20 protein-coding genes are annotated in these 23,707 nt (G+C 44.4%); 10 read left to right on the forward strand and 10 right to left on the reverse strand.

The genetic code is table 11. From position 1 onward, the window contains the following. Window positions 1-40 precede the first annotated feature (40 nt). Together yjjG and yddG are read left to right on the forward strand one after the other, a co-directional pair. Window positions 41-715 carry a pyrimidine 5'-nucleotidase gene (gene yjjG, locus OC193_RS17365; RefSeq protein WP_048663382.1) on the forward strand — a complete coding sequence of 225 codons (675 nt, stop codon included), beginning with the start codon at window positions 41-43 and terminating at the stop codon, window positions 713-715. 187 nt (window positions 716-902) lie between these two features. Beyond that, complete coding sequence (gene yddG, locus OC193_RS17370; protein ID WP_048660388.1) at window positions 903-1,835, forward strand: aromatic amino acid DMT transporter YddG; 933 nt, start codon at window positions 903-905, stop codon at window positions 1,833-1,835. A 23-nt stretch (window positions 1,836-1,858) separates the two neighbouring features. On the opposite strand, the gene OC193_RS17375 is transcribed toward yddG, so the two are convergent. Further along, window positions 1,859-2,755: a cation diffusion facilitator family transporter gene (locus tag OC193_RS17375; RefSeq protein WP_017629660.1), complete on the reverse strand. Its 897-nt coding sequence runs from the start codon at window positions 2,753-2,755 to the stop codon at window positions 1,859-1,861. A gap of 288 nt (window positions 2,756-3,043) precedes the next feature. On the opposite strand from OC193_RS17375, the gene OC193_RS17380 reads away from it, so the two are divergent. Then, window positions 3,044-3,394: a hypothetical protein gene (locus OC193_RS17380; protein WP_048663383.1), complete on the forward strand. Its 351-nt coding sequence runs from the start codon at window positions 3,044-3,046 to the stop codon at window positions 3,392-3,394. Window positions 3,395-3,514: 120 nt separating this feature from the next. Here the strand turns inward: OC193_RS17380 and OC193_RS17385 are convergent, their stop codons facing one another. Next, window positions 3,515-4,393 carry a LysR family transcriptional regulator gene (locus OC193_RS17385; RefSeq protein ID WP_019825766.1) on the reverse strand — a complete coding sequence of 293 codons (879 nt, stop codon included), beginning with the start codon at window positions 4,391-4,393 and terminating at the stop codon, window positions 3,515-3,517. Window positions 4,394-4,555: 162 nt separating this feature from the next. On the opposite strand from OC193_RS17385, the gene OC193_RS17390 reads away from it, so the two are divergent. The 3 genes from OC193_RS17390 (at window position 4,556) to OC193_RS17400 (ending at window position 7,991) form a co-directional block, all read left to right on the forward strand. Beyond that, entirely contained in the window at window positions 4,556-5,155 is a 600-nt protein-coding gene (locus OC193_RS17390) for a class I SAM-dependent DNA methyltransferase (protein ID WP_048660386.1), read from the forward strand. Between the two features lie 299 nt (window positions 5,156-5,454). Further along, complete coding sequence (locus tag OC193_RS17395) at window positions 5,455-7,020, forward strand: YjjI family glycine radical enzyme (protein WP_048663384.1); 1,566 nt, start codon at window positions 5,455-5,457, stop codon at window positions 7,018-7,020. Between the two features lie 56 nt (window positions 7,021-7,076). Continuing rightward, window positions 7,077-7,991, forward strand: a complete 915-nt coding sequence (locus OC193_RS17400; protein ID WP_048663385.1) for a YjjW family glycine radical enzyme activase — start codon at window positions 7,077-7,079, stop codon at window positions 7,989-7,991. Between the two features lie 58 nt (window positions 7,992-8,049). Here OC193_RS17400 and OC193_RS17405 read toward each other — a convergent pair whose 3' ends face one another. The 5 genes from OC193_RS17405 to yccS all read right to left on the reverse strand — a co-directional run bounded on the left by OC193_RS17405 (window position 8,050) and on the right by yccS (window position 13,604). Continuing rightward, window positions 8,050-8,961 carry a LysR family transcriptional regulator gene (locus tag OC193_RS17405; RefSeq protein WP_048663386.1) on the reverse strand — a complete coding sequence of 304 codons (912 nt, stop codon included), beginning with the start codon at window positions 8,959-8,961 and terminating at the stop codon, window positions 8,050-8,052. A gap of 75 nt (window positions 8,962-9,036) precedes the next feature. Continuing rightward, window positions 9,037-10,299 (reverse strand): hydroxymethylglutaryl-CoA reductase, encoded by a 1,263-nt coding sequence (locus tag OC193_RS17410; RefSeq protein WP_048663517.1) that lies wholly within the window; start codon window positions 10,297-10,299, stop codon window positions 9,037-9,039. Between the two features lie 161 nt (window positions 10,300-10,460). Next, complete coding sequence (locus OC193_RS17415; protein ID WP_048663387.1) at window positions 10,461-10,781, reverse strand: hypothetical protein; 321 nt, start codon at window positions 10,779-10,781, stop codon at window positions 10,461-10,463. A 121-nt stretch (window positions 10,782-10,902) separates the two neighbouring features. Further along, entirely contained in the window at window positions 10,903-11,064 is a 162-nt protein-coding gene (locus OC193_RS17420; RefSeq protein ID WP_165690294.1) for a hypothetical protein, read from the reverse strand. A 356-nt stretch (window positions 11,065-11,420) separates the two neighbouring features. Beyond that, window positions 11,421-13,604: a YccS family putative transporter gene (gene yccS / locus OC193_RS17425; RefSeq protein WP_048660380.1), complete on the reverse strand. Its 2,184-nt coding sequence runs from the start codon at window positions 13,602-13,604 to the stop codon at window positions 11,421-11,423. A 177-nt stretch (window positions 13,605-13,781) separates the two neighbouring features. Here yccS and helD point away from each other — a divergent pair, with 177 nt between their 5' ends. Next, window positions 13,782-15,857, forward strand: coding sequence for a DNA helicase IV (gene helD, locus OC193_RS17430; RefSeq protein WP_048663388.1), 2,076 nt, complete (start codon window positions 13,782-13,784; stop codon window positions 15,855-15,857). Window positions 15,858-15,944: 87 nt separating this feature from the next. Then, complete coding sequence (locus tag OC193_RS17435; RefSeq protein WP_048660378.1) at window positions 15,945-16,295, forward strand: VOC family protein; 351 nt, start codon at window positions 15,945-15,947, stop codon at window positions 16,293-16,295. 86 nt (window positions 16,296-16,381) lie between these two features. On the opposite strand, the gene OC193_RS17440 is transcribed toward OC193_RS17435, so the two are convergent. Both OC193_RS17440 and torT read right to left on the reverse strand, forming a co-directional pair. Further along, window positions 16,382-16,837 (reverse strand): methylglyoxal synthase, encoded by a 456-nt coding sequence (locus OC193_RS17440; RefSeq protein ID WP_017064778.1) that lies wholly within the window; start codon window positions 16,835-16,837, stop codon window positions 16,382-16,384. Window positions 16,838-16,897: 60 nt separating this feature from the next. After that, the gene (gene torT, locus OC193_RS17445) at window positions 16,898-17,845 is read right to left on the reverse strand and encodes a TMAO reductase system periplasmic protein TorT (protein ID WP_243655950.1); all 948 of its coding nucleotides are present in this window, start codon (window positions 17,843-17,845) and stop codon (window positions 16,898-16,900) included. On the opposite strand from torT, the gene OC193_RS26085 reads away from it, so the two are divergent. Continuing rightward, entirely contained in the window at window positions 17,790-17,954 is a 165-nt protein-coding gene (locus tag OC193_RS26085) for a hypothetical protein (RefSeq protein ID WP_243655949.1), read from the forward strand. The genes torT and OC193_RS26085 overlap by 56 nt on opposite strands. Before the next feature lie 64 nt (window positions 17,955-18,018). After that, window positions 18,019-21,030 (forward strand): TMAO reductase system sensor histidine kinase/response regulator TorS, encoded by a 3,012-nt coding sequence (torS, locus tag OC193_RS17450; protein WP_048663390.1) that lies wholly within the window; start codon window positions 18,019-18,021, stop codon window positions 21,028-21,030. 174 nt (window positions 21,031-21,204) lie between these two features. Here torS and OC193_RS17455 read toward each other — a convergent pair whose 3' ends face one another. After that, window positions 21,205-23,559 carry a fatty acid cis/trans isomerase gene (locus OC193_RS17455; protein WP_048663391.1) on the reverse strand — a complete coding sequence of 785 codons (2,355 nt, stop codon included), beginning with the start codon at window positions 23,557-23,559 and terminating at the stop codon, window positions 21,205-21,207. Between the last annotated feature and the right edge of the window lie 148 nt (window positions 23,560-23,707).

Raw genomic sequence — 23,707 nt, forward strand, 5'->3', positions numbered from 1 at the left:
GACACAGCATTGCTCAACAGCGCGAATAACAGGACAGAAAATGAAGTACGATTGGATATTCTTTGATGCGGATGAAACCTTGTTCCACTTTGATGCTTTTCAAGGAATGAAGCTGATGTTCTCCCGTTTTGGTGTGGACTTTAGTGAACAGGATTATTCGGTTTACCAAGAGGTGAATTTACCACTTTGGGTAGATTACCAAGATGGGCGCATTACGGCAGCTCAACTGAAGCACGCGCGTTTTGAAAGCTGGGCAACAAAGTTAGAGACGACAACAGCAGAACTCAACAGTGCATTTTTGACCGCAATGGCGGATATCTGTTCTCTGCTCCCTGGTGCAAAAGAGTTGATGGAGTCTTTAAAAGGCAAAGTGAACATGGGCATCATCACGAATGGTTTTACCGAACTGCAATCTATCCGTTTAGAGCGCACCGGAATGACAGATTACTTTGACCATGTGATCATCTCTGAAGAAGTAGGTGTTGCTAAACCAGACGCTGAAATCTTTGAACATGCACACAAGCTTGTTGGTTTACCAGCAAAACAACGCGTATTGATGGTCGGAGATAACCCGCATTCAGATATTCTAGGTGGTTTGGATTTTGGTATTGAGACGTGTTGGTTGAACAGCCAAGAGAAAGCGGCACCATCAGGTATTAACCCTCATTATCAAGTTAAGTCTTTAGCTGACCTGCAGACACTCCTATTGGCATAATTGCTAATTGCTAATTGCTAATTGCAAATTGCTTTTAGATTTTTGAGTGAATGATTGATAGCCGAGTACAGTTATGTGCTCGGCTACTTATTTTTACCTACTGCAAGTTATCGATAGTGGTGCTTAAGCCTATCTTTGCTTTAAGCTCGCTTTGATTACCCAATAACAATAAAGAAAAGGAAGAGGCGTGCTGAAATCTCATCGCCATAGCTGCTACGGCATTGCTGCCATTTTACTTTGGAGCTGCTTAATCGCGCTATCTCGTAGCGTATCAGAACAACTGGGCCCAATCGGTGGCGCTGCCAGCCTTTATACAGTGAGCTCACTGTTGTTGGTCTGTGTTATGGGTTTACCTAAGTTGTCGCGCTTCTCTAAGTCGTATCTGTTGATTGGTGGTGCTCTGTTCGTTTGTTATGAGATCTTCTTGGCTTTGGCTTTAGGAATGGCAAACAACCGACATCAAGCTTTGGAAATGGCCGTTATTAACTACTTATGGCCAGCATTGACGGTGTTGTTCGCAGTATTACTGAGCGATAAGAAGATTAACTGGTTGGTTTACCCAAGTATCTTCTTAGCCTTCTTTGGTGTGGCTTGGAGTATCAGCGGCGATCAGGGACTTTCTGTTGAACAAATCGCTGCCAATGTTGCTACTAACCCTAAAACCTATTCAATGGCGTTTTTCGGTGCGATTATTTGGGCGGTTTACTGTAATTACACTCAAAAAGTGGCGAAAGGGCAGAATGCGATTGTGTTGTTCTTTATCGCGACGGCAATCACCTTGTGGATCAAATACGCATTGAGTAATGAAACCGGCATGATGATGACAACCAGTGCTGCAATTGACTTAGTGTTGGCAGGCGTGTGTATGGCCGCAGGTTACGCGCTTTGGAATACAGCGATACTTGGCGGTAATATGGTCTTCTTGGCGACCATGTCGTATTTCACGCCTATTTTTGCGACCTTACTGTCTTCTATGATTTTGGGCTTGTCATTGAGCATGACGTTTTGGCAGGGCGTTTGTATGGTAACGATTGGCTCTTTAGCTTGTTGGTGGGTAACCAGAGACAAAAAGCCGACGGTTACGGCGTCGGCTTCTAAAAAGGTTCAATCAGAGTCTTAGTTAGTAAGAGGTTTTCTTGACTCTTAACTCGCGATATTGAGATTCAATTGAAGCTCATAAGGCATCTTCGATAAGCGTCGCTTAAGTTGGCGGCGCGTACGTTCAATATCATCAACCGCAATCGCATCTTGGTCATTGGTATGAATATCAACGTTGATTCTTAGCTCAGGACCAACTTTAGTCACGCCCATTAGCTCCAAATCTTGATCCGCTTCTTTGTCTACAGCGACCACGTTTTTATCTACCGCATCACAAATGTCTTTGGTTGCCGACATCATCAGCAGTTCACGCATCGCTTCTCTTAACATGTCGAATGGCACTTTGATGAAGTAGAAAGACATCAGTAACATCATCATTGGGTCGGCATATACTGCGTATGACGCAAGAGGCGAGAATGTCATTGCCCACGCTACGACGAAACCAGCTGTCACCGCGACACTCAATAGTGTATCCATCTGCCACTGTTTAGATTCCGCTTGAATCAAACCTGAAGAGATACGTTTGCTCTTGTTAGCGATGTACCACCAAGCGTAACCACAACCCAACACGTTGAAAATACCAAACAGAGTTGCGATAGAGGCATCGACCTCACGACCACCTGTCATCAAGGCACCAATCGCAGAGTAAAGCGAATAACCAACCACAAGTAGAATCACCACGGCTTTAATCGCAATCACAATCGGCTCGATGATAGCTCGACCGAACGGAAACTCTCTATCTGAAGGGCGATTAATGTATTTTGAAGCAGCTAGTGACAATAAAGTTAACAGTAAACTGATAAGAGAATAGACACCGTCAAATACTATGACCAGAGAGCCAACGATAAGACCCAACACCAATCCGCCAATAGCGAAGCCTGATGCTAAAAGGGCTGAGAACAATAGTACTCGATTTTCGTTTTGGCTTTTCCTGTCACACATAATATTTTCCAGATGTTTTTGATAACTTCATTGTTCTAATATTGAGCTAACTTTACAAACTTTATCTGATGACGTTTATATGTCTTATTTAACCAATACATATAAATTCATTAAATTCAGTGGTTTAAGTTGAAAGTCAGGTGTCAATAAAACTGACGTTGAGTGTTTTTTGGGGATGATGTGCAACTGAAATAGGATCGTTTATGATTAATAAAACACATTAGTCGCTAAGGTCTTATTAGTCCTCTAGATTTGGCTGCGACTGCGATGGACAAGGAATGAATCGATATGAAGTTTGACGATATCAATGATAACGAGTTGTGGGCGATTGCTAACCCGATCATGGATAACCTGATGGATGGTTCAACCAAGGTTGATCATGAACAGCACTGTCGAGACTTTACTCAAAGAATGAAAGACATTGTTACGCCAGAATATTTAGAAAAGGTGTGTCACCATTATCAGCACAGTAATGGCTTTTTTGCTGAGCGTGAGCCAGTGGCGCTATTCAGACGCTCTGATTCCATCGCCTTTGTCTGGAAGCAGGCTTATACCATCGCCAAAGGTGAGTTTGTCGCCGAAATGGTATTGGTTGAAGAGGATGGACGTTACTTGGTAGATCACGTCATGGTTTTCTAAGCGGTTCAGTCTTTGGTTATATCAGTATGAGGTTACATCAGTATTAGGCTGTATAAGGCTTAGATCGCAAAAGATGGCGCAGGCAATAGCACGCGCCGCTCTTATATTTGGAAGATAAAATTAGAAATCGAACAAGTAGTCGCTGAGCTGATCCGCGAGCCAGTTCATACCAGGGTGTTCTGCCATGCCTGCAGCGGTAAACATGCAGTAGTCTTCTTGAGTCAGGCCGTAGGTGTGTTTGATCACCGCTAACTCTTGTTCACGTAGTAAGTGACGAATCAGTGGCTCTGGCATTACGCCCCATGCTTCTTCACGCAAAATTGTATCCAGCATAAAATCAAAGCTAGAGAAGCCGATGTAACGGCGCGAGAAGGGCTCAAGTTCAGGATTATCCTTTTCATTGAGATAAACCATGGTCGCTTGCATCGAATTTCTTAACACCTCATCTGAAACACGTCGCATCGCGCTCAAATCATGCCCTTTCTTACAAACAGACATCATTCGAATCTTACCAAGTGGGTTGTAGATAATTCTTGGGTCATCGACACGTTCGTAATCGACGCCAAATGCGAAGTCGACTTGCTGAGTTTCAACTAGGTTAGCTAAATCGCCGCTCGACGCGAGAACGAAGTTGAATGAGGTCGAAGGGTACTTGTTATTGAGAGCGTGCGATAAATCCTGCCACATCTCATCGGGTAATGAGTCATCTCGTGCAATCCAAATCTCGGCGTTGAATTCGCCAGACACATGCAAGCAGGTTTGTTTAATACGTGCCGCTGTCACCAACAGGCCTTCGCAATCTTTGTAAATCGCTTTGCCTGCTTCAGAAAGTTCAACGTGGTTTCCGCTACGTACAAACAACTCGACATCTAACTCTTTTTCCAAGGCTTTAATCGACATGCTGAGCTTGGTTCGGTTGCATTCTAGCTGGCGTGCAGCTTCAGAGACTGATCCTAAATCAGCAACGGAACAAAAGGCTTGGACTTGAGAAAGGTTCATTTCATTTCCATATTAAGCGGGGGGCTGGTGCATATTATCTGAATATTGTGCTGACTATCTTAGAAATAGTCCATCTTTGCATGATAACTCTATGACGAATTGACTAATTTGGTTTACTCTGGGGGGGTTCCGAACCTACAAGAAGTAAAGATGGAGGCCATGATGGCGAAACAATGGGACGAGTACGCCGTTGATTGGGATAAAGATCCCGCGACCGCAGTATTCGCACAGTCCGTATTTGACCAGTTAACACAGCTCGTTGACTTAAACGGAACCCGTGTCCTTGATTTTGGTTGTGGTACAGGACTACTCAGCCAGAAAATATCTCCTTTAGCAAAAGAGATCATCGCACTCGACATCTCCGAAGGGATGATTGAAGAGTTAGATAAGAAAGAGCTACCTAACGTTGAACCGGTTGTTGATATTTTATCGCGCGGACTAGCAGCGCAGCATCCAGCATTCAGAAACCAGTTTGACCTAGTGGTCGCTTCTTCGGTGTGTGGTTTTATCCCTAACCTACAAGACACAGTCAGTCTGATTTACACGTTGCTTGAAAATGATGGCACGTTTGTACACTGGGATTGGTACTTAGAAAACGGCAGTGAAGACTATGGCGTAAGCCAACAGCGCTCAGAGAATGTCTTGAGTGCGGCAGGTTTCTCTGTTGTTGAAGTGTCGACACCGTTCTCGGTTGATACACCACAAGGTGAGTTAAAAGTACTGATGGGCGTTGGACGCAAACAAGTGCTTCCTCATCTGTAATTGCTTCCTTTATCTGTAAAGAGTATTGCCTTTAGCTAACTCTGACAGCGCTAACCTAAATAACGAAACCCACATTAACGGCCTTAAAGCCAGTTATGTGGGTTTTTCTATTTTTACGGCTTCGTGTTTTAAACGGACTATTCCTATTCCTATTCCTATTGCTATTCCTAGTGTCTTAATGCCGGTTAACTTCAAGTATCTAATTTCCATTTTGGAAAAGCAGTCTTGCATACATTTCATTAGTGGAAATGTAACGGTGAGATATAGAATAAGCCCATAACAATTTTAAGGGTTTAATCATGAGCCACCAATCTGCGTCATCTACTTCTTCACCACTTTCAGAGCAACAACAACGCTTTAGCAATATCATTTCAGATGTCAATCTGTCTCCAAAACAGAAATCGAGTTATCTTGCCTTAGAAGCTGAAGCTAGCCTACCGTACATGCCGGTAAGCAATGAAGTAGAGCAAGCCTTACAACAAGGTGTGCTATGTGACATGTTTGAAGGTCACGCCCCATTTAAGCCGCGCTATGTGCTTCCCGATTATTCTAAATACTTACATCAAGGCTCAAAGTATTTAGAGCTTAGCGCGGCAACTAATTTTGATGAAGCATTGAACATGCTGACCATCCTTTATCATCACGTTCCGTCAGTGACTTCCATTCCGGTTTACTTAGGTCAACTGGACGATGTGTTGATGCCTTTCGTAGTCGACTTAACGGAAGAGCAGGTTTATCAAAAGCTCAAGCTGTTTTGGATTATGTTGGATCGCACGCTGCCAGATGCCTTCATGCATGTGAATGTAGGCCCTACGGACAACATCATCTGCCGTACTATTTTACGTGTCGATGCTGAGCTCAAGCAGATCGCACCTAACTTAACCTTTATGTACGACCCTGCAGTAACGCCTGATGATCTGCTGCGTCATGCTGCGAGTAACATCTGTGAATGCAGCAAGCCACACATTGCCAACTATCCTGCACACGCTGCGGCATACGGTGATAAGCGCTTTGGTATTGTGAGCTGTTACAACTCTCTACCTTTGGCGGGTGGTTCAAATACGCTAGTACGTATGAACCTGAAACAAGTGGCGTTAAAGTCTGAGGAAAGTGTCGATTTCTTACAACAAGTATTGCCGAACTACAGTAGCATCATGGTTGAGTTGATGAACGCACGTAGCCGTTTCTTGCATGAAGAGTCTAATTTCTTCGAAGGCTTCTTAACCAAAGAAGGTTTGATCGAAGAAGATCGCTTCGCACCAATGTTTGGCATTTACGGCATGGCTGAAGCTGTCAACATCTTGATGGAAAAAGAGGGCAACGCAGGGCGTTATGGTCATGACGAACAAGCTAACCAACTTGGGCATCGTATCTCAGAAAAGCTGGCTGAGATTGTTGAAAGCTCTGAAGTGAAGTATGGGTTGGAAGGCAAGGCTCTGTTGCACGCTCAAGGAGGTATCAGCTTAGATGAAGATGTAACCCCAGGCGTTCGTATTCCTTATGGAACAGAACCTGATCCTGTCTCTTACGTGCGTGCTACTGCGGGTCACCACAAGTTCTATACCTCAGGTATCAGCGACATTCTGACCATCGATGAAACAGTGAAATCTAACCCAGAAGCGATGTTTAACTTGTGCAAAGGCGCAATCCAAGCTGGTTACCGTGAGTTTACCGCTAACGTTGCATCGAACGACTTAGTTCGTGTGACGGGCTATATGATTAAACTGTCTGATATTGCGAAATACGATGAGCACGGCTCACGCACCAATACCACCTTCTTAGGTGCTGAAGCTGCGAAGAACACGGGCATATTAGAGCGTAAACCACGCGTGGCGAGCTTAGAGATGTCGCCGACATACGAATAGCTTTAACGTGCGTACGTTATGTGTGTGATGCGTTTCGAATACGAACAATGTGAATTATGAAAGTTTCTGATCTAACAACTCAAATGGCTAGGGTTAAAAATAATAAGACAGAAAGACAAGCGAAGGTCAGCCGTGTGCTGACCTTTTCTTGTGTTGATGGCCCGGGAAACCGCTTGGTGCTGTTTCTTCAGGGCTGCAATTTTGACTGCATTACTTGCCATAACCCTCATACAATCAATCACTGTAACCATTGTGGAGACTGCGTTAGCGGCTGTCCAAGCAGTGCTTTAAGCATGATTGATGGCAAAGTGAAATGGGACCCGGCAGCCTGTACCAATTGCGATCAGTGCATTGATGTTTGCGATCATAAGTCGAGCCCGAAAATCACCACAATGGCAGTCTCTGAGGTGCTTGAACTCGTCAGGCATAACCAATTTTTCTTAAGCGGAATCACTATCTCAGGTGGCGAGGCGACCATGCAGTTGCCGTTTATCATTGAGCTATTTCAAGCGATAAAAAGCGACGCGCAGTTGGCACACTTAACGTGTTTTATTGATAGTAACGGTTCGTTGTCTAGACAAGGTTGGGAGAGAGTATTGCCTTACCTTGATGGCGCGATGATTGACTTAAAATCGTGGCAATCAGAAACACACCAATGGTTAGTCGGTAGAGGCAATCATCGAGTGATTGAAACCATTAACTATTTGGCTGAACAAGGTAAGTTACATGAAGTTCGGTTACTGCATATTCCAAATAAAAGTGACCTTGAGGACGAGATAGAGCAAGTTAGCTATTACTTGAAAGGATTGCCAAGTGACGTCCGGATTCGGCTCAATGCGTTTCAACATCACGGTGTGATCGGCGAAGCGCTAAATTGGCCAAAGTGCACAGAGCAACAAATGCAGAGCTTTCACGACAAGCTCTACGCGATAGTTCAAAGACCGATGCAAACGCCAGAGGTTTATACCTAGCTTTTAAATTGTTTAGATGCTCAGTCAGGCTTCAAAGAACGTTAAGTCTTTAAAAGGATTAAGCTTCTAAGAACAAGTCACATAGCCATTTGATCGCTTGATCATTCATGTTTGGCTTGTTCCACACTAGGCTGTACGCCACTTTACCGTAATCAAAGGGAAGTGGCTTACTCACCAAACCTTGTGCTTGTTTTGCATGCTCAGCCCATTGTTTTGAACAGGTGAACAAGAAAGGCGTGTGATGACAAAGCACGGCTGCAGCACCAAAGTCCGCTACCGATATCGCCATTTCTCGCGGCTGGTGGCACTGAACTAAGTTTTGCTCAAAGTAAGGCTGAGACAGTTCATTATCTAAAATACCAATGTGCTTGTAATCTAAATAGCCCTCGACCGTCAGCTTTTGTTGAGCGAGCGGGTGATGGGCACCCATCAAACACACCATCTCATCAGGAAGAATCGTTTCCCAAACCAGCTCTTTGTTATCGGTTGGCGGCTGAGAGATATCATGGGGCAACAAGATCAAATTTACCTTGCCGCTAAGCAAAGCATCGAAGCCAAGTTGCTGTTTCGAATAGATATTGAGTTTAGCTTTAGGCGCAAGCTCTGTGGTGATTTTGCTGATCTTTGAGGCGAACACTTCAAAGGTGCTTTCACGCATCGAGAGCGAAAAGCTGCCTTGGTACTCCTCTGGAGTAAAACTCTTCTGATGAAGTAGTCCATTCATACTGGAAAGAATGGCATGAACGGTTGGGGCTATCTTTAAGGCAAAAGGTGTTGGGATTAGCTTGGTGCCGTCTCGATAGAAGAGTTCATCGTTAAGGATGTCACGCAGTTGCGAGAGTGTTTTACTGACACTCGAAGGGCTCACACAAAGCTGCTCAGACGTTTGAGTCACACTGTGGGTGTTCAGCATAATATGCAGAGCAGTGAGGTGCTTAAGGCTCACTCGCGATAAGTGTAAGTAATCCATGTGTGACTCACGTATTTAGGTTGGCTTGTGATTTTGCATGAACGACAAAACTGCACAAGCCAAATTGGATTAAGGTTATTTACGAGCTAGCTTATGGTGCGCTCGTGAAAAGTGGCCAGCACAAAACGCACCGACAATCGACAGTTCACCCGCCAAACATAGCGCAGCACAAACTTCAGCGAGTGCTTGTGATTTACCGTTGCCATGAAGCTCAAGCAAGTCCAAACATGCTTTTTGACTTGGTAAGCCGGTACCACCGCCAACAGTCCCTAGCATTAAGTTAGGTAGTGTTACGCTCGCGTATAAACCACCTTCTTTATTGAGTTCCATGCGAGTCATACCAATCGCTGATTCAGCAACACAGGCAGCGTCTTGTCCGCAAGCAATGTAGAGCGCAGCAAGTGCATTTGCATAATGAGCATTAATACCAATCGTACCGCTCAAAGCACCACCGACTGTGGTCATTTGTCCGAACTGCACCATTTTCTCTGGTGTGGTGTGAAGGTACTTCGCAACAAGCTCAGCAGGAATGTTTACTTCGGCTGTTACCTTTTTGCCACGAACGCTGCGTAAGGTTTGGGTATTGGCTTTTTTGTCGCCCGATAAGTTGCCATCAAGAAAAGCATGGTCAGGCTTAACTGGTGTATTTTCAATGATGTATTCAAACACAGCATTAGTTGCGATGGTTACCATGTTCTGACCAGAAGCGTCTCCAGTTAGAAATTCAAACACCAAGTAGACATGGTTGCCTTCGATGTTGATGTTGATGTCGGTAAGCTTGCCGTGTGATGTTGTTGATTCTGCCAAGATCTTGAATTGGTCATATTGAGTCACAGCCCAAGCCACAAACTGCCCAGCTTCAACTAATCCTTGGAATGCGAAACCAGGAGTGCGCGTTACACCTTCATTGAGCAACATAGCACTTGCGCCACCACAAGCCGTAATCAGCTTGGAACCACGATTGTAAGAGGCGACAAGCGCAGCTTCTGTGGTTGCGAGTGGTACGAGGTAATCACCCTTAGCAAATAAGCCATTGACTCTTAAAGGACCAGATACACCGACAGGGACTTTAACCGTGCCAATGAAGTGTTCGATGTTTTTCTCATAAGCTTGAATCTGACTTTCGGTATGGGAGTCGAGTAGCTCTTTTTGTGATTCTGAGTTATCGAGAGCAGTCCAACGGCGTGTGAGATTCTTTTCTGTCAGGTAGGGGCTAGGTGTCAGTTTATTTACTGGCTTTTCAAAATGAGGTTGAAGCTTTTTTTCTAATTCGTCTGCGGAGATGTCGCCTCCTAAAATAGAAACATAGTCACGGCGATGCAGATTTAGTTTTGGCATAAATAGTATGAAGTAAAGTTTGTGCAGAAAATTGGTTTGCGCTGATTCTACCGAGTAATAAACCAGAAACAAGCGCCTGATATAATGAGTTACAGTTTGTGTGGTTGTTGAAGCAAAAAGCAGCAAAGTTTCGCAAAATATAGGCTGTATTTGAGTGTAATTTAGATATGAATGTCGAGAAGGCTACCGATGGCTTCGTTTTGACGATCAACCACACTCGCACCAACGCGGTTGTAACTTGCACTTTGTGTCAGTTTAATCAAGGAATCGGTTGAGGATGAAGCGGGTTCAGGTTCTTTATCTTTAAAGGAAATGGATTGTTCAGGCTCTATTTGATTAAAGCTGAGATCGCTAACTTGGAAAGTGTCGTCGGATTCTAAAGAGTGTTTGGAGGCTTGGTTGAGCTCGATTGCAGCTTCTTCAACCATGTTAGTTGACTGCTGAATAATCGCGTAACCAGATTGAATACCAGATATCGACATAGCAGAACCTTTTATTGACGTATGAAATGAGTCTAGGCGGACGATATTTTGAGCGCAATGGTGAACAGATGAAATTTACGGTGAAAATGTGAACTTAAGCTAAAATAGTGATGTCTGTCTATTAACTGAACAGGTCATTTAGCGCGTTTAACTCTTCTTCAGTAAGCAAACAAGGCTTCTCCGTTTCAAGGTTGCCGTCGATTTCACCTTGAAGTGCTTTTAATTGCTGTGGACTAAGAAGCTGTATTTGCTGCTTAAATGCTTCAAATTGCTGTGTATTCATAATGTGACCTTAGTTCAAATCCATATGCTCTATAGAGCATAGCCTACTGATACAGGAAATCAAACAAGATTAATCGAATATTAAATGGTGTTTGAAATTTCCTGAAACTAAGACAACTATAAATTCCTGTGGTCGTTTTTTGTCCGAGAAATGTTAGGCAAAGTTAAGGCTTGGTCAATCAAAGTCAGAGAATTCCTACAATGTAAAAACTCCTGTAACCCTTGTGGCATAAGGGTAGGCAAGTAATTGCTCTACCCAGTTTGGGGTATGGGTAAAGCAATGTATAAATACGGCTGGTGATCAAAAGGTGAGCGATTGGCGTTATCTTTTTGTTTTTACAGTATTTTGTTTGTTACTCATGAAGCTTCTGTTTCAAACGGTTTATCGATCTTAACCTTGACTGCAAACTTGGTCGCTAAGGTATGCAGTTCTGGAAGCATTCGATAAATCAAATGGAGCTGCTGTAGAACCATTCTGACAGAACTCTCATCTTCTTCTCGCCACTCACTCAGACGTTTATCCAGTTCAGGGTCATAAGCGTTTTTCACTTCACACTGTTCTTGATGAGAATAGAGTTGATCATTTAGAGCGTCTAGATGCTCGTGGATTACTCTGTGCGCATCTAACACCAGTTTGTGTGTCGCCTCATCATCAATACGTGTTCTGTGAGCCCCCAGAGCCGAAATATAGCTGAGTAGAGCGTGGTTGAGTGTTAGGAATCGGAAGCTCTCATCTTCAGAAGTACGGTACTTACCGGGTTCAACCAGCATGCTACTGATAGCGGCAGTTAGGTTTGCATCATTATTATGGGCACTACGACGAGCGATACGATAATTGAGGCTGTCTTTCTTACCGACACGGTATTGACCAATGATCTGAGCGAGATAATTCTTATTGGAATCGAGCGCATCCGCCATCACTTTGTGCAGTCGCTTCGATTGCCAATCCGGTAATACGTAAATGACCGCAAGTACGGCGAGGGCACAACCAATAAAGGTATCCGCTAGTCTTGGTAACACCACCGCGTAGCCTTCCCCTAATTGGTTAAAGCAGAAGAGCACAAGCAGTGTGATAAAACCGGTCGCGAAGCCGTAGTTATTGATTCGGAAAGCAAAGAACATCACGCCACTGATCACAATGAACACCAATTGGCTTTCTTGGGAAGGAAAGAAAGTCAGTAGCGGTACGCCAACCAATAGGCCTGCCACAGTACCAATAACACGGGCGGTCAGCTTCTGGCGGGTTGCGCTGTAGTTTGGCTGGCAAACAAACAGTGTTGTTAGCAGGATCCAGTAACCACGCTCAATATTAAACCCTTGGATGATTCCGTAGCCGAGTGTCAGCGTGATCGCCATACGAATCGCATGACGAAACAGCATAGAGTCGGTATGCAGATTGGCTTTGATTTTGTGCCACATTGCCGTCAACGTGTGTGGGTTGGTGTCGTCTAATACACCTTCTTCAATCTTCTCTGCGTCTGGGTTACTGATATTCGATAGCTGTTTTTCAACCGTTGCCAGGTTATTGAATAAGTAATCCAATTGGTTTAACAGCGATTTCCACTCGGGCTTGTTCTGTTGGTGTAGATGGTTAAGTGAAGACATCAGCTCATCAAGTGCCAGTACAGATTTGTCACCATGCTGGTATTCAGCGCCCACTTTCAATGAGCTCGCCACTTCTTTACAAGCTGTGGCTTGGGCTTCCAGTAGATACTTAAATCGGAACAACACGTCAGAACGTTCAAAGTGCTTTGCCAGTTCTTGATAACGATAATGGCTTGAACTTACGCGTTCATGAATATCTTGTGCGATGAAGTAGGTATTAAGAAATCGGTCACTTGGTCCATCAATGTGTCCGCGTTTAGAGCGATTAAGTAGTGTCGCTTTACACATGTTGAGTGCATTAACGGTACTCGCGTTGAGCTTGGCTTCAATGATGCGGTGTGGTTGAGGAATCAAGTCTGAAACGGGGTAGAAGAGTTCCGCTTTTGAATCGATGTAATTACCGATTTGATCGAATACCGTGGCTAAGTTTTGCTGCACAGGTTGCATTGGCCACACTATCTGCCAAATCATCGACATGAAGTAGTACCAAGCGGCACCAGTTAACAGTAGAAGCGGTTGAAACCAAAGGTTGGTGCTCTCATGGGCACCGAGCATGGTATAGATGGCAACTAAGAGAGAACCAAACGCGATACTCGCGTATTTAGGGCCAATTGCCCCGAGAATGATAAAGGAGAAAGTTGAAACAAAAAGCCCTATCGCAAACAGCCAAGGCGTATTGAAGAGAAGCTCAATAGAGAAAGCCGCAACCGCGAAACAGATAAAGGTCAGCGTAAGTGCTTTTAAGCGTCCGGTAAAGCTGTCATCGCTTTCCGCAAGAGCCGCTGCAATGACGCCTAAGATCAAAGGCGTGATCAGTGTGTTTTGTCCATAATACCAAGCAGGCACCACCACACCGAGCAGAGTGATGAGAATTAATACGCTGTAATTTATGGTTTTATTCGCCCAATAGAGGCGTAATTTGGCTGAAAAGTCCACAGTCGCTCACTTGACACACTAAAAACCATAATCCTAACAGAAATCAAGCACAAGAATTTGATACTTATCCATAATTGCCCGTAGGTGGTCATGAAAGCGTCGATAAGATATGAGATATTATTAATTCTCATTGCATCATGATATAAATTCAATATTCCCAATTAAGAGCACACTCCAATGCAGCTAAGCGCTAACAAGACTGCACAGTTTTTTATTCAAAATGAATATCATCAGGTTGAACTTGATGGTCCACGCTTGCTGTTATCTTCAGTAGGCAGTGAAGAGCGTATCCCGTTTACTATTTGGAGTGGCAAGATCGCGATCAAACGCGGATTGTTTTGGGGCTCGCTACAATTTTTTGCCAATCAACAAGACGGAACACAGCGCAGTTGGTTAGTACAAGGCCTACCTTGGGATCAATGCCGTCAATTTGCACGCGCATCGGTTGCTGCTTATCAGAAGTGGCATGACACACAATGTGAACAACTAGCTGAGCACGTTCCTCAATGGGAAACCGAATTAACGCGTCTTGAGCAGCTACCAGCCTTTCTACCGCATTCTAAAGTTAAGACTTGGGTCGATATGGTCAACTCAGGTCTAGAAAACATGACCATGACCCTTGAGGAAGCGGCGCAGCGCATGCCAAATCGCATTGCTCGCATGCAGCCATGGTTGTCTGAAACGGAAATCAAGCAAGCTGAAAGAAATCAGCAATGGCTAGAGACCGAGCGAAAAAACTGGGAAGTATTGTTCGCTCAATGTGAATCGTCACCACTGAACTTATCGCAACAATATGCGGTGTTGATGAATGATGATCACAACCTTATTTTAGCGGGTGCAGGCTCGGGTAAAACCAGTGTTCTAACGGCTCGCGTCGCGTATTTACTGCAAAGCCATCAAGCTCAAGCAGAAGAGATGTTATTGCTCGCCTTTGGCCGAGAAGCAGCTGAAGAGATGAAACAGCGCCTCGACAGTAAAATTGGTTTATCAGCAGAGAAGGTACAAGTCAGTACTTTCCACCAGTTGGGTTTAAAGATCCTTAATCAGGTTGAGCCGGAACGCGTGGTTATTTCTCCGTTAGCACTCGATGACAATCAACGCCAAGCATGGTGCATTGATTGGTTGAAAAAGCATTGGATGACGCCGACCAACTTCAAACGCTGGCAGAAGCACTTATCTAAATGGCCAATTGCTTATTTAACCGGTGATGACGAGCTTGGTAGTCATGTTTCAAACCTTAAACTTATTGGTTGGCTTGAAAAGCAGCTTGAGCAGTTGAATGCATCGGGTTTATCGAAGAAAGAAGTGCAGCAACAGCTAATTGATCACCGAGACTATACACGTCTTAACAGTGAGCTTTCACTGTGTTGGCCATGTGTGACAGCGTGGCAAAAAGAATTGAAAGAACAGAATCATATCGACTTCTCAACCATGATCAGCCGAGCGACTCAGTATATTGAAAAGGGCAAGTTTATCTCGCCTTGGAAGTTCATCATGATCGATGAGTATCAAGATATCTCGCCAGATCGTCTTGCCTTGGTTGAGGCGCTTTGCAATCAGTCTAAAGCCGAGCACCAAGCCTCTATTTTTGCTGTAGGTGATGACTGGCAGTCAATCTACCAATTTGCAGGCGCCGATGTGGATCTCACGACCGGCTTTAAAGACCGCTTTGAGAGCTCGACGATTCATCACCTCGATACCACTTATCGCTTTAACAATCAGTTAGGTGCAGTTGCCAATCGCTTTGTACAAGAAAACCCAATTCAGATTCCGAAAGAACTGAACAGCTTCAAGCAACAGAAGCAGAAGGCGGTGTATAGTGCGCCAAGCAAAGAAGTTGAGAAGATCCTCGACCAATTGAACCGCCAATCTAAAGGCAAAACCAATAAGTCTATACTGCTACTTGGACGTAACCATTACCACAAACCAGAGTTGTTGGAAGACTGGAAGAAGATCTTCACCTCCATTGATATCAAGTTCATGACTTGCCACGGCAGTAAAGGTAAAGAGGCGGACTTTGTCATTATTCTTTGTGTTGACGAAGGACAGTTCCCGACCAAGAAGAAACAGCTGCATATTGATGGCGCATTGACTGAATCATCAGACGCGTTCCCTTATGCGGAAGAGCGTCGTTTGTTCTATGTAGCAATGACGCGAGCAAAAGAGAAAGTATGGATCACGCACAGTGGCGACGGCTCTGGTTTTGTGCAAGAGCTGCATGGTTCTGATTACCCCGTTGTTCGTAAAAAGTAATGTTACTTGACGTAATTGTCTAATATTAGATCTTCAATCCCTGCCTTAATATAATAAGGCAGAGTCACAAAGCAGAAGGAGTTTGCTATGGAACACGGCTCTATCAACTACATTGAATTTGCAGCGAAAGACATCGCAGCAACTAAGGCGTTTTTCAGCCAAGTGTTTGGTTGGCGCTTCGAAGATTATGGCCCTGAGTATTCTGCTTTTGAAGGTAAAGGCTTAATGGGCGGCTTCTATTTGGCGGATCTGGCGTCGAATACGGATAACGGCGCAGCGCTGATGGTTTTCTATAGCCAAGATCTTGAGCAAACTGAACGTGACGTGATGGATGCTGGTGGACAGGTAAACCGTGAGATATTCAGTTTTCCTGGTGGTAGGCGCTTCCATTTTAGAGAGCCAAGTGGCAACGAAATGGCAGTGTGGAGTGACAAGTAGTCCATATTCCTATATTCAGACGAACAAAAAGCCTGCGATTGAGCAAGCTTTTTAGTATGTAACGTATGATTCAGTCAAACTAAGCGTTAAGTACGTTCAGCAAGATACGCTTCGTAATCTGGGATTTCGATGATCACTTCTTCTTCAAGCAGTGAAGAGTTAAATAGGAAGTTAGCGGTAGCGCGGTTGGTTGCTACAGGAATGTTCCAAACACTTGCGATACGAAGCAGTGCTTTTACATCTGGGTCGTGTGGTACAGCATTAAGTGGATCCCAGAAGAAAATCAGCATATCGATTTTGCCTTCAGAGATAAGCGCGCCAAGTTGTTGGTCACCGCCCATAGGGCCGCTGATCATGCTCTTGATTGCTAAGCCTGTCTCTTTACTCAGCAGAGAACCAGTCGTGCCCGTTGCGTAAAGGAAGTGCTTTTGTAGTTTTTCTTTGTTCTCTTTGACCCATCTTAGTAGCTCAGGTTTGAAGTGGTCATGAGCGACCAAAGCGATATGCTTGTGTGTTGGCATAGTGCGCGTCGTTTTTTGCATGAATGTTCCCTAAATTGTTGTTTCGTTTTTATTGTTTTGAGTTCTTCAGCCAATATAGCACTAAGGATTCACACTGAATACCGGACGAAACTCAGAAGGTGACAATGAGTCGGCGATAATTTGATCTTTGAGTGTTGCTGGTGTCAGCGCCTCGATAATCGGGGCGCTGTGTTGTTCGTAAGGTTGACCGCGCAAGTAACTCGTGGCTTGTTTTACCGACAAGCGACCTTGCTCAACCATTTTATCTGTTGGTGCAAAAAGTACCTTGTTACGAAGTAAACCACGGTAGGTTCCGTGACTTAAGTAACTCGAAATTAACCCAATCTCTTCTGTTTTATCGGCCGCTCGTAGCTCACTGATCGCTGCTTCAATCGCGACGGCACTTCCCACAATATATTTAATATCCGGCTGCTCAATGACTTGCTGTACTAGGTTTCTCTGTAGTTCTTTATCGTTATCTGCCCAATAGCTGATCGCAATTTTGATATCGCTCGACTTGATCGCATCATAAAAGCCAAGTGCAACAGGCTTTGTACCGCCACTTGCTTGAGGGCCAAGTAGCAGGGCGATAGGCGTTTCGCCGGATCCCTTTGGGTGTCTCTTTGACAAAAACTCGCCGACTTGAAACCCCATTTGATACCAGTCGACACCGACGGTGCCTTTCAATACCTTTTGTTGCTCTTCATTGACGGTTAACTCATTGACCGTCGCAAACACAGGCGTTGAGCCAACCCAATCAGTAAGGTTGTCATGGTAAGCATCAGGTGAAACTGTGCCAAGAATAATGGCATCGGCTCCCCATTGTGTGCAAAGCACCAGTTGCGAGGCTTGTTTGGCCACGTTGGGGTAACCGCCAGCTTCCAAAACTCTTAGTTCCACTTGCTGCTTTTCTGCTTCAGAGATCATTCCATAGTTTACCGACAACCAATAAGAGTCTTTGAGGTGCGGATAAATGGCACAAATTTTCTCTTTGTGTGATGTGGCTTCGGCGGGTTTTATTGGACTCAAAGGCTCGCTAGCACTTGCGACAGTAGTCACTGAGGCCAATAGTGAGAAAAGAATTTTTGAAGCGAAAGATCTAGATAGCATGAATTGCCGTTTTATTGGTTTTAGATAAGAAACACTGCAAAATATAGCGTATTCTGCATGGGTAAAGAAGAACGTTTTAAGGTTTAGAGTTTATGTTGTTAGCTTCAGCGAGTATTGGACGCAAGCTGCTGGCCTCATTCTTAGTGATGGCACTGTTGGTTCTACTGTCTGCATTGATTGGTGTTTCTGGTTTTAGCTTTGTAGCAAAAACCGAAAGAAACGTCGTTGATTCGGCGCTTCCTGCCATGATCGAAGCTCGTCAGGTTTCTGAGTTGAGTAACCGTATTATTTCGTCAGTACAAACGCTTTCTAATGCGAGAAATGAAGCAGAAAGAAAAAAGGCTGGCACAGTACTATTCGACCAACTTGAGTCGCTTCTTCAGCATATCAAAGATCTTGGTGTCGATAGTTTCGATTCTCAACTTCTTAACAAACTCGAAAATAATGTTCAAAGCGTTATTAATACTCTGGCTGAGTTGGGTGTGTCGGTTGAGCGTAAGCTTTGGTTAAACAAAGAGCTGTCGTCTCGTGTCGAAGAGATGCGCTTACTTGCCGAAGAGCTAGAGCAGTTGACGCGAACCCAAGTTTTGAACACGGCTACCATCGCGGTTGCTAACGTAACGCACATCTATGACCTGCTAGAAACCAAAGAAACGGATAAAGCCTACCAAGCCCTGGATGCGCTTGTTGAGGTTGATCTTGATTTGTCAGAGCGTCTGCATGAATTGCATTTGCTGGCGTTCAAAATGCTCAATCAAATAGAAGAGACACAGACTGTCACCAACGTTGAACGTATTCATCAAATCCAATCTGAGTTTGATTCCAATCTAAGAATCATGGCACGCCGCGTTAAAGCGGTCGAAGATCCTACTCGTTCAGCGCAGATGTCTCAGCTTCTTGAAGAGCTCAGAAAACGCCAAGTCGTGTTCGATATTTCGTTAGAACAATATGAGAACACCAAAAAGTCAGAGTTTCTGATGCAAAATACCTTAGAGTTGTTCTCTCAATTGAATACAACAGTTAACCAACTGGTTGATGATTCAAACCGAAGCACCAAAAAAGCGGTTGATGAGCTGACCAGCACGTTGAATCTTGCTCAATGGTCACTGTCTGTGATTTCGGTGATTGGTTTGGTTATCGTCGCATTTATCGTGTGGCGTGTGGTGTATATCTCGGTTGTGAAACGTCTTACTGAATACTCATCGGCTTTGATGTCTATCGCACAAGGTCGCCTGAATATTGATATCTCGGTTAAGGGTAATGATGAGTTGGCTCATATGGGCGAGGCGATCATCACTGCCAGAAATACCGCGCAGGCGCTGCAAGTGGTTGCGGTGGGTGAAGCAAAGGCGAAACGCGAACTTGAAGAGCACAAAGAACACTTAGAAGAGTTGGTCACAGACCGAACCTATCAGCTGCAGAAGACCAATGAGAAGCTGAATGTCGAGGTGGGCAATCACGCGAAAGCTCGCAACGCCGCAGAACAAGCAAGCCGAGCGAAATCCGCTTTTCTTGCGACGATGAGTCATGAAATACGAACGCCGATGAACGGTGTGTTAGGTACCGCAAGATTGCTCAAAGATACCGGGCTAGATCCGTTGCAATCAGGCTACGCTGACATCATTAACCGCAGCGGTAAGAACCTACTCGCGATTTTGAATGATGTGTTGGATTATTCCAAGATAGAAGCGGGACATTTAGAAATACGTACAGCTTCGTTTGATCTCCATCAGATGGTTCAAGACACCTACCAATTAATGGAAGGGCGAGCTGCTGAGAAGAAGCTAAATTTTGATTTCCATATCGAAAGTGATGTTCAACGCTATTGGCGTGGCGACGTAACACGAATCAGCCAAATCTTAAATAACTTGGTCGGCAATGCGATTAAGTTTACTGAAAGTGGTTCGGTCGATATCTTCATTAGCTTAGATGTCGAAGATGAAAATCGCGTCATGTTTGAAGTGTCAGATACCGGTGTCGGTATTGATGCAAGTGAACAGGCGTGTTTGTTTGATGCCTTTACTCAAACCGACAGCGGTCGCAACAAAACCGGTGGCACAGGGCTTGGATTGGCGATCAGTAAAAGCATCATGTTGGCAATGAATGGGGATATTGGCGTTCATTCGGAAGAAGGCGAGGGCAGTCAGTTTTGGTTCTCATTGCCACTTGAAGTAGGTGAGAAAATTGAAACGAAAGCAACGGTCATTGAAGCTTGCATCCGAGCGAAGGTCATTCTGATTGAAGACAACCCTGTGAACTGTATTGTTGCCGAAGGCTTTTTGAATAACCTGGGGCACGATGTTGTGATAGCGACAACGGGACAAGAAGCGAGAGCCATATTCAGTGAGCAAGAGTTTGATATTGCGCTGGTGGACATTAACTTACCGGACTGTGATGGCGTCGAGCTAATTCAACAACTCAAAGAAGATGCGCTCCAACATGAGCAAAGTGCCACGCGTAAAGTACCACCTATGATTGCAGTATCAGCTCACGTATTCAATGAGGAAGTCGAGAGTTATTTAGCCTCAGGATTTGATGGTTTCTTGCCTAAACCGCTAGAAAAGGAAGCACTTTCTCAGCTCATCGTTGCTCAACTCGATGGTAAAAAACTATTGTTGCCACAGCCCGATCCAAATGATGCTGTGTGTAAGCAAAATGGTAACCGTGTTATTAAGAGCAACCATGATGAACTGCACTCGACACAGGTGGCTGATGTTTTGACGAAACGCGCGACGACTACTGACGCTCAAGATGAAGGAGACACTCCGGTGAAACTGATCGATTCCAAAGTGATAGAGGGTGACCTATCGATTCTTGGTTTAGAGAAAATGAAGCAAATCGTTGTGCTTTTCGAGGAGAGCAGCAACCTTACTTTGAATGAATTAGTCGAGGCGAGTGAAGCCGATAATGGACGAGAAGTGAAGTCTTTGGCGCACAAGCTTAAAGGATCTGCAGGTAGCTTGGGTTTATCAGCACTGTACAGTTTATGTCAGAGCATTGAAGCAAGTGAAGCCCCATTACTGCATTACAGAGATAACGACCAAGCTTTATCCGAATTGGTTAAAGATTCGTTAGAGGCCCTCCTCCCTTATGTTTCTGCTTAATGGTGTAAGTTTGTTTTAAGCAATACCCAATCAGCAAGACCAACAAAAAATCCTCTGTACGAATATCGTCAGAGGATTTTTTGTATCGAGCAAGTGAGCCTTCTTTCATAACGACTAGCCTCTTAAAACTAATCTCTCCCAAGAGCTTGAACTAAAACCAAGGCTTATTACTTATTATCTATTTTCAAAGCGGTTGTAATCCAACAAACCAAACTCAATTGGTTGGTCTTGTTGATACCAACGATGCACTCGGTCACTGAATGGCCAGAACTCGCTAGAACTGCGTCGTACCGCAAACTTGTCTAGCAACGCCACGTAGTCTTCTTCTGTGTTTAAGTTTTGTAGCGCTTTAACCAGAGTCGGAATCTCATTCTCAGTTAATGACAGGTAAGCCGCAGGGTAGCTACCGACAACGCCTCGTACGAGCGTAAGGTCATCATTGGCATAATCGCGGTTACCTTCTTCATTAAAAAGGCTAGAAATGTTGCTGTGAGCGTTATTGTGAATCATGGTGAACAGCTGCTCTTCGCCGTTTTCGCCTTCAATCATGATCATGACTAATTGAGGTACATGACGTAGGCCTTCTCCCTTAATCAAATTCACTTGATTAAGCAGTGCTTCATTCTTTTTACCAAAACCTGTTTCAACAATATCAAAGCGATTATCGAGGACAGGTGCGAGCTTATCTTTGATCATGTTAAGCAGTTCACGCTTAGGATCGGCCGTTTTGTAAACCACACTGGTTGGTTGTTCAAAAGGTGCAATATTACGCTGCAAGTAGTCGCTCAATTGTGTGCTTTGGTTTTTATACCAACTTGAGTGTTCAATATGTCGCACGTCTTTAGGAAGAAGGGTTAAGAAATTACTCTCACCTTCAAGGCGTAAGAAGTCCATGAACATGCGTGTAATCAGTTGGTGGCCAAAGTTACCGTAGACATCGAAGCCTGCGACGAGAAGATAATGAATGCGTTCTAAAAGAGCATAATCAAGAATCCATGCCGTCTTAGGTTGCGTGCCAACTAACCCTTGCACAACAGATGCGCTATCAAAATGTCTAAAGATGGTGAGGGCTGCATTTGGGTTGACGCCATCGCCATCCCAAATGATGTCAGTGTCCAGGTTTACGCCACTTTCAAACCATTGGTTGGTGAAGTCTGATTTGGCATTTAGGTATCGTGCTTGTTGCTTCGCGTATCTTACCCAATTAGTGACAGGAACCGTATTGCTGTCTAGCTCACTAGGTAGCTTTAAGTTTTTCTTTTGGCTCGCGTAGAAGGCGTTTATTTCTGGTAAGTCGGCTTTCTCAGGGTCAATGAAGAAAATCCAAAAACGATCGTTAATCACGTTTAGAGCAAGTTGACCTCGACACACTGGCCCTTTGATAAAGGCCATGATGGTGTTTTGAGCATTGTCCAACATGAAGTGGAAGCGCGAGTTTACTGGCAGCGCTTCAAACGAAGTCATTGGGTTAGCAGAAACATCAATGTTGTAACTAGGAAGTTGTTTTACTGAGTAATTCGCATCGACAAACCAGTTATTCCACTTTTGTAGACGTTCTTTACTAAGTGCGAAAGGCATGTGCGTTTTGTCGACGATGCTGCCTTGCTCTGGAATCAGGCGGTAGTAAACACGGTCTACTTTTGGATCGTCATAAGGGCGACGAGTCGTGATGCGTTTTACCGCTTCACCTGGTGGTGTTGCAGAGCGAACAACAGTGAAGAAACGTGTGGGTTGAGCTAAATCAGAAAAATAGACGTGAGATAAAAACAGGTGCTCATAGATGTAACGAGCTGAAAGTTGGCTCTTATTGTCACTTTTATTTAAAAAGCTTTCGTAGACATTAACGAGCTCTTGTTCCGCATCATTCAGCGGGATATGGTCGTTCATCAACGCGCCATTTTCTAACCAACTCATTAAAGTTGCGTATTCTGTTTTATCTAAATTCGGCATCCCATACGGCATTCCCCAAGTTGGGTAATCTCTCTCATATTGGGCATACTCTTCAATCGTTGGGCACTGTTGGTCTCGGTCGGTTGAAAAGTCGAAACCTTCTAGCTGGGTTTGATCGGGTAGAGGGTGATTCTCTTTCTGGATCAACATACGAGAAACAAGACCTGCATCGAGGTTAGCGGTTGAGTTCTGCATACGCTCATTGAGGACAGGATGAAAATCCGCATCACGCCACTCTTGTGTGGTTATAGCATCTTCAAACAAGCGAGTAGGGGCAGAAGCAGTTAAACGGGTACCTTGATAAACGAGTGCTTTGCTTGCACCTCGGTCTATACCTTCTACTGAAGACATCTTTAACTGGCAGGGCGCATCATAACAAGCGTGACAAACCACGCATCGGTTATCAATGATGGGTTTTACTTCGTTAATGAAGTGCTGTGCTTGAGCCGAAAGAATAGGGGCTTGGCGATCGCGTACTTGTTGCTCACCAAACAACTCGTCGAAGTTTAAACCCGCGTAGACGGCACAACCTGAGAAGACGCTAACAAAAGCTAAAATGAAGAGTTTTTTCAAATTCATACGTATTTATATATTAAGCATTTTCTCTAATTATATCGAAAATGATTGAAAATGCTCATGTTCTAACAATCTTATAGATAAGATCTTGATGGAACCGAGTAACTTGTCGATGCACGTCACTCGCTTTTGCTCATAAATTAGGGCTTAG

Source organism: Vibrio crassostreae, from assembly GCF_024347415.1.
GTDB classification, from domain to species: domain Bacteria; phylum Pseudomonadota; class Gammaproteobacteria; order Enterobacterales; family Vibrionaceae; genus Vibrio; species Vibrio crassostreae.